Source organism: Pseudomonas sp. 05T35 (assembly GCF_056396605.1).
The window spans coordinates 1-3,695 of the sequence record NZ_JBFTLU010000443.1 but is presented as its reverse complement, the minus strand read 5'-3'; the positions used below and the strand labels follow the sequence as shown (position 1 = coordinate 3,695).

Annotated in this window: 4 protein-coding genes; 3 read left to right on the top strand and 1 reads right to left on the bottom strand. The window is 60.6% G+C overall.

Annotated elements, in window-relative coordinates:
* Nucleotides 1-401 (bottom strand): PAS domain S-box protein (locus AC1DH9_RS24835; protein ID WP_477808965.1); only part of this gene is annotated, 401 nt, incomplete at its 3' end.
* A 150-nt stretch (nucleotides 402-551) separates the two neighbouring features.
* Here AC1DH9_RS24835 and AC1DH9_RS24830 point away from each other — a divergent pair.
* From AC1DH9_RS24830 to AC1DH9_RS24820, 3 genes are all read left to right on the top strand, one after another.
* A complete protein-coding gene (locus AC1DH9_RS24830) occupies nucleotides 552-1,730 on the top strand; it encodes an acetyl-CoA acetyltransferase (protein WP_477808964.1) in 1,179 nt (392 codons plus the stop codon).
* 2 nt (nucleotides 1,731-1,732) lie between these two features.
* Nucleotides 1,733-3,274: a class I adenylate-forming enzyme family protein gene (locus AC1DH9_RS24825; protein ID WP_427541922.1), complete on the top strand. Its 1,542-nt coding sequence runs from the start codon at nucleotides 1,733-1,735 to the stop codon at nucleotides 3,272-3,274.
* Between the two features lie 42 nt (nucleotides 3,275-3,316).
* The coding region (locus tag AC1DH9_RS24820) for an MFS transporter (protein ID WP_477808963.1) at nucleotides 3,317-3,695 on the top strand (379 nt) is incomplete at its 3' end.

Below are 3,695 nucleotides of genomic sequence, written 5' to 3'. Positions count from 1 at the left end.
GGTGTGAGGTTCACCGTGGCGTGGTGCGGACGGTCCATGCGTTCGAAGTGCCAGACCATCAGTTTGAATGGATCGTCCGGGGTCAGGCTGTAGCCGTGCGACCTGGCCCAGAACACTTCGCCGTTTTTGTGTTGCATGAAGCGTTCGTCGGAGTAGGAGCCGCTTTGGCTGTTGCGCAACCAGGTCTCGCTGCGATTGCCGATGGTCTTGTAGTCCGCTTGGGAGGGATAGATCAGCAGGGTCAGATAACCCAGAAGCTCTTCGCGCTGGTAGCCGAACAGTTCCAGGAATGCCTCGTTGCAGTCGAGCATCACGCGGTTGCCGGTGATGAGCTGAGGGGCGGGCGAGACCCTGAATGCCAGGCGCTCAAGGTCTTTCAGTTGATGTGCGAAGACGGTCATTGGGCATCCTGCCTCGATTAAATCCGGTACTGACGACGCTTTGTATCAGAGCGCTTACTTATTCATGTACGTAGTTGCACGAACTAGCGAGCGATCCGGGCGGTAGGTCATTGTAGGGAATGCCTGATCCAAGCACAGAAGAAAATCACCATGCCCCATGATTCCGTATCCATCGTCGCTGCCGCGCACTCTCGATTTGGCCGTCTGGACGGTTCCACATTGGAAGACCTGATCGTTCAGGTCACCCGCGAAGCCCTGGAAGACGCCGCCATTGACGCCTCAGCCATCGACGCGATGTTCCTCGGGCATTTCAACTCGGGGATGGTTGCGGATGGTTTTCCCGCCTCGTTGATGCTGCAAGCCGACCCAGGCTTGCGCTTCAAGCCCGCGACCCGTTGCGAAAACGCCTGCGCCTCGGGTTCGGCGGCGATTCATGCAGGGATCAACGCGATCCGCTCAGGCTCAGCCGAACTGGTATTGATCGTGGGCGCCGAGAAGATGACCTCCAACTCCACGGCCGATGTCACCAAGGCCCTGGCCGGTGCCGGTTATCAAAACGATGTCGAAGAGGCCGGGCTCAGTTTTCCGCAGTTGTTCGGCCTGGCCGCGCAACAGTACCGTGCCCGCTATCAGTGCCCGATGGCGTCAATGGCCGCGATCGCCACCAAGAACCACTCCAATGCCATGGCCAACCCCTTGGCGCAGATGCACCGGGTCATGGATTTCGAACACTGCAACAACGTGTCGAAAAGCAATCCGTATGTGGCGGAGTCGTTGCGCCTGACCGATTGCTCGCTGATCAGCGATGGGGCTGCCGCCATTGTGCTGGCCTCGTCCAAGCGCGCCAGGCGGTTTCGTCGTGACGTACTGATTCGCTCGGCGACGCAGGTCAACGATTTCCTGCCGATTGCCCAGCGCGACATGCTCGCGTTTGAAGGCCCGCAGCGCGCGATCCATTCGGCCCTGCGTGGGGCCAATATCACCTTGGCCGACCTGAGCTTTGCCGAGGTTCATGACTGTTTCACCATCGCCGAACTGCTGATCTACGAAGCCATGGGCCTGGCGCCCAAAGGCGAGGGGCATCGGGCGCTGGATGACGGTATCGTGCGGGCGGGTGGGCGTCTGCCGGTGAACCTGTCGGGCGGGCTCAAGGCCAAGGGGCATCCGGTGGGCGCCACGGGGGTGTCGATRCACGCTATGGCCTTTCGGCAGTTGACCGGCGAGCCCATCGGCCTGGCTGTGCCGAATCCCGAGTTCGGTCTGTTGTTCAACATGGGCGGCATGGCGGTCGCCAACTATGCTTCGGTGCTTCAGGCACGCAGGGCTTGAGCATGAACATCGCCAACTGGTTGAACGATGCCGGCCGACGTTGGCCAGAACGTCCAGCGTTGTTTGAGGGGCAGCGGCAAGTCGCTGACTACGCCACGTTTGCCGCCCGTGTCCGTAGCCGTGCCGCGCAGCTTGTAAACGAGCACGGCATTGCGCCCGGCGACCGTGTGGCGCTGTTCATGAAGAACAGTTGCGAATACCTCGAACTGCTTTATGCCGTCTGGTGGGTGGGGGCGGTGGTGGTGCCGATCAACTGCAAGCTGCACCCTGTTGAAGCCAGCTGGATCGTCGACAATGCGCAAGCCCGGCTGATTTTCACCGATGATGACAAGGTGTTCTCGCCCGAGGCGTTGCCGCAGGGCTGTCGAGAACTGAATCAAACGGACCGTCTGGCGTGCGCTTCGGTCGATGCGACTATGTTGGAAAATCCCCGTTCTCGTGATGCCGATGACCTTGCCTGGCTGTTCTACACCTCCGGCACCACCGGACGATCCAAAGGGGTGATGCTCTCTCACGGCAACCTGACGGCCATGTCGCTGTGTTATCCGCTCGATGTTGATCCGGTCAGCCCGGATGATGCGGTGCTCTACGCGGCCCCGATGTCCCATGGCGCCGGCCTCTACAACTTTATCCATGTGCGTTGCGGTGCTCGCCATGTGGTCCCCGAATCCCGTGGCTTCAAGGCCGAGGAGCTGTTCGAGCTGGCGAGCAGGCTGCGCAATGTCACGTTGTTCGCCGCACCGACCATGGTCAAGCGCATGGTTGAGCAGGCCCGTCGCCAAGGCTATGGCGGCGACGGGATCAAAACCATCGTCTACGGTGGCGCGCCGATGTACCTGGCGGATCTGCAAGACGCGGTTGAAACCTTTGGTGCGCGGATGGTGCAGATCTACGGTCAGGGGGAGAGCCCGATGACGATCAGCGCCTTGTCGCGAGAGCTGATCGTGGATCGCAACCGTCCCGACTGGGCTTCGCTGGCTGCTTCCGTCGGGCGGGCACATTCGTGCGTGGACATCAGGATTCTGGACCCTGAGCACCGGCCGTTGCCACCCGGCCAGCCGGGGGAAATCGCCGTGCGCGGACCCACCGTCATGCAGGGCTACTGGCGCAACGAGCCCGCGACTCGCCAGACCTTGGTGGATGGCTGGCTGTTGACCGGCGACATTGGTTTCCTTGATTGTGCGGGATATCTGACGCTGACCGATCGCTCCAAGGATGTGATCATTTCCGGGGGCTGCAACGTGTACCCGCGGGAAGTCGAGGAAGTGCTGGCGCAACACCCTGAAGTATTTGAAGTCTGCGTGGTCGGCGAGCCGGATGTGCAGTGGGGGGAATCAGTGGTAGCGTTTATCGTCCCCCGCAATGCCGGGGTGCTCGACGAGTCTTTGCTCAATGCCTGGTTCATCGAACGCATGGCGTCGTTCAAAAAACCGAAGAAGTATGTGTTTCGCACAGAGCTGCCCAGGAACAGTTACGGCAAGATCCTCAAGACCGACTTGCGCCTCTGGTTGAAGGAGGTCGCGAGCGGTACTGCAGTTCCCTGAGTTGTGTTTTCCATGGATAGAAGTCAGACAGGAGTCCCTCACGTGGGCATTCAACAGAAGAACCCGGCCCGGCAACGGCGCCGGGCGTTTATCGGTGCAACGTCCGGCCACTTGATCGAGTGGTACGACTACGGCGTTTATGGTTTTCTCGCCGTCTATATCGGCAAGGCGTTCTTCGTCTCCGATGACCCGACCACCAGCCTGCTTGCCAGTTTTGCAGCTTTTGCCTTGAGCTTTTTCATCCGTCCGCTGGGGGGGCTGTTCTTCGGTCCGCTGGCGGACAAGATCGGCCGGCGCAAGACCCTGATCACGGTGCTGGTGATGATGGCCGGCTCTACCGTTTTGCTGGGGCTGTTGCCGACCTATGCCACGCTGGGTATCGCCGCGCCGATTCTTCTGGTGCTGATCCGCTGTGTACAGG

Coding starts and splice junctions, on each gene's coding strand:
- AC1DH9_RS24825 (WP_427541922.1), top strand. CDS start 1,733: ATGAACATCGCCAACTGGTTGAACGATGCCGGCCGACGTTGGCCAGAA.